Genomic DNA, 2,794 nt, shown 5'->3' with positions numbered 1-2,794 from the left:
ACAGCCGCCGCGAACGATCTTACGGACACAAATAAAGTGCCGCAATCAAACGACAGCGTTGACGCGCGGTGAATTTCCAAGGGTTCCTACACCCTGCCACTGCATTTGCAGCGACAGCCAAAGACTATCCATGGAGCTCACTTCGCACCAGTTCATGGAAACCGCTACGAGTTGAAGGAAACTTCCGACGATCTTGCCCAGAAAATTCGCTACCCTTCACATCGTGCATGGTCAAATAAGCAAGCACCAACAAATTAAAAAGCCGAGAAAACACTCACTTATTATTGACAATAATTCTCAAACACTACAGCCAAGCATTAAATTTATCTCTCGGTTAAGTACTACCCTCACCAAGTTGAAAAATCCTCCTGACTCGCTTTATACAGATCATCAACCCACGCTTCGGATAACTTGAGGTACACATCTTCAAAAAACGCCCGCGGATTTTTCATTTCGTTCCACCCAGGAGGGAGCAAGGAGGGGGACATCGGATCATGTTCCAAAATCTCAGAAAAAACACTTGAGTCACCATCAAGAGCCTCTCCCAACACAAAAAACAAAACAAATTTGTGCCGATAACTCAACGCAGCGAAACGCTTGACAATAAACCGAGATATTAAGAACTCTCTATCTGAAGGACAATCAGGATCGTACGCCGACAACTCAACCCCAAGACTCTCCTCGCGATCATATATATCGAACCCGCCGAGAAAATGCCCTAGGCTTGGGTTGTATGGAGCATTCAGATACGGATGCATCAGCATTAGATTTTCTCTATCGGATAAAGCGCTATAGGCTGCAGTGTCTCAAAGTCGAATTTCATCTCAAAGGCATTCATCTGAGGAATGAAACGCGGATTTGTTGGATCTAAAGGATTAGGCTCATATCCCTGACCTACGTTTTCAGCCTCCATTCTTACTAACAAATTTCCTTTACTATCCTCCCCAGTAAAACGAGACATTTTTCTAGTCTCCCTTGTCATCGCTTCATTATAAGCATTCAGCTGCGCTCTATAGCTTATAAACTTAGAGCTCGGAACGGCTCTCCACCTTTCGCTCTCACCATGAAGTTCGCAGCTAGTGGTTTGTTGCTGAACAGCAGGACCCGAACCATTCGCCCAATTCTTATACATAGTTCGCAGTGTAGAAATCAATTTTTTAATAGGTATTAATAACATCATTTTTCAAAAGCCGACCATAACTGAACACAATAGAATACGGGCCAGAAGCAACTAAACTAAAAAATCACTAAAACTCTTTACCAACTCGCTGGGTCTTCAAGATTGGCCTTTTGAAAATCCTCTTTCCACTCGATAGTTGCCAAACGATAAATATCTTCAAAAAAAGCTCTCGTATTTTCCATTTCATCCCACCCACAGGGAAATGAGGAGTACGCCTCTGGGTCGTACTTAAAAAGCGACTGAAAGTCGTAGTTTTTATCCTCAAGCGCCTTTTCCAAACACTTGTAAAGTAAAAAGCGGTGTCGATAGGTACGATTTCTAACCAGACAATACTTGAGTATTAGCTCCTCTCTGTCCGACGGGTCATTCGGATTAAATTTCTCCAACTCCTCTCCAAGTGTTTCTTCACGATCATAAATATCGAAGCAGCCCAAAAAATATGAAGGTGTCGGTATATATGGCTGCTGAGTATCAGGATCGATAAACATAATCTTCCTCACTTGATCGGATATAACGTAAAAGGAACGCCAGCATCATCAAACTTCATTTCAAAACCGTCCAATTTAATAAGCCTTGGATTTTCCTTTGACCTAGTGTTTGGTATATATCCCTCCCCGGCACCCGGAAGCCTCATTCTAACGATGTTATTATCCTCTCCGTCCTTCCCCGTAAATCGAGACAGCCCTCGCTCAGTCCTCGTTGTTGCAAGAGTGTAAGCCTCGAGCATCAACTCCCAACTGCTAAATCTGGAGCTTGGATTACCACGTTGGTGCCTAGGTCTTCTACCAGTTATCGGATCCGTACCATCAATAGCACGCTGCTTCCACTTAGCATCTGGTACCGCTGGACTATGTTTTCCAACCATATGCATGCCTTGACTGTCGTTTAATCTTTTAACTTCTTTCTTGGCAAGCTCCGCAGCACTCAGCTTGGGCTTCGGCAGAGCCGGCTCACCCTCATCAACCCTAGCGCCAGTCGTATCATCCGGCGCCCCACACCCAAGCTTATTAGGCGGCGGACAACTCCCGCTCAACCCCAACGGATCAACCCACCCCGTCGGATTCCGCGTGTACTGGTACTGGTTCAGCCCGCCCGCCAACTTGATCGGATCGGGCGTCAGGTACCGGCCCACCTCCGGATCATAGTACCGATGCCGGTTGTAATGCAGGCCGCTCTCGGCGTCGAAGTACTGCCCTTGAAACCGCAACGGTTGTTCAAGCTGTTCTCCTCCACCGAACACCAGACGAGTGAGTTGGCCGTAGGCGTTGTACGTCGCCGACCAGACGATGTCGCCGCTGTAATCGGTGAGTTCTTGCGGGGTGCCGAGGTGGTCGAGTTGGTAGTAGAACGGGCAAGCCTGGTCCGGGCCTTTGCCGTCGAGCATGGCGAGCGGGCGGAATGTGCCGGGTTCGTAGACGTAGCTGCGGTAATGCTCGCGGCTGCTTTCGGCGATGAGGTGGTCGCCTTGCCAGAAGAATTCGGTGGTTTTGCCGTCGACGGTTTTGCTGATGCGGCGGCCGAAGGCGTCGTAGCGGTAGCTGGCGCTGCGGCCGTCCGCGGTGGTGACGCCGACCAAGCGGTGCTGGCCGTCGTAGCGGTACTCGGTGACGCGTG

4 protein-coding genes are annotated in these 2,794 nt (G+C 48.5%); all 4 read right to left on the bottom strand.

Going from position 1 to position 2,794, the window contains the following annotated elements:
• Nucleotides 1-347: 347 nt before the first annotated feature.
• Nucleotides 348-764 carry a hypothetical protein gene (locus ACQ4OB_RS27765; protein WP_076028902.1) on the bottom strand — a complete coding sequence of 139 codons (417 nt, stop codon included), beginning with the start codon at nucleotides 762-764 and terminating at the stop codon, nucleotides 348-350.
• Nucleotides 764-961 carry a hypothetical protein gene (locus ACQ4OB_RS27760; protein ID WP_076028903.1) on the bottom strand — a complete coding sequence of 66 codons (198 nt, stop codon included), beginning with the start codon at nucleotides 959-961 and terminating at the stop codon, nucleotides 764-766. The genes ACQ4OB_RS27765 and ACQ4OB_RS27760 overlap by 1 nt, the downstream gene beginning before the upstream one ends.
• 296 nt (nucleotides 962-1,257) lie before the next feature.
• Entirely contained in the window at nucleotides 1,258-1,668 is a 411-nt protein-coding gene (locus ACQ4OB_RS27755) for a hypothetical protein (protein WP_076028904.1), read from the bottom strand.
• A gap of 8 nt (nucleotides 1,669-1,676) precedes the next feature.
• Nucleotides 1,677-2,794: RHS repeat domain-containing protein (locus ACQ4OB_RS27750; RefSeq protein ID WP_430956861.1), on the bottom strand; the 1,118-nt coding region annotated here is incomplete at its 5' end.

Origin of the sequence: Pseudomonas sp. ES4 (assembly GCF_050586665.1) — a bacterium.
GTDB classification, from domain to species: domain Bacteria; phylum Pseudomonadota; class Gammaproteobacteria; order Pseudomonadales; family Pseudomonadaceae; genus Aquipseudomonas; species Aquipseudomonas frederiksbergensis.
Note: the sequence above shows the minus strand (reverse complement) of the source record. Positions and strands in the feature narration are given on the sequence as shown.

Excerpts from the sequence above, each read along its gene's own strand:
- ACQ4OB_RS27765 (WP_076028902.1), bottom strand. The coding sequence starts at position 764 with ATGCTGATGCATCCGTATCTGAATGCTCCATACAACCCAAGCCTAGGG.
- ACQ4OB_RS27760 (WP_076028903.1), bottom strand. The coding sequence starts at position 961 with ATGTCTCGTTTTACTGGGGAGGATAGTAAAGGAAATTTGTTAGTAAGA.
- ACQ4OB_RS27755 (WP_076028904.1), bottom strand. The coding sequence starts at position 1,668 with ATGTTTATCGATCCTGATACTCAGCAGCCATATATACCGACACCTTCA.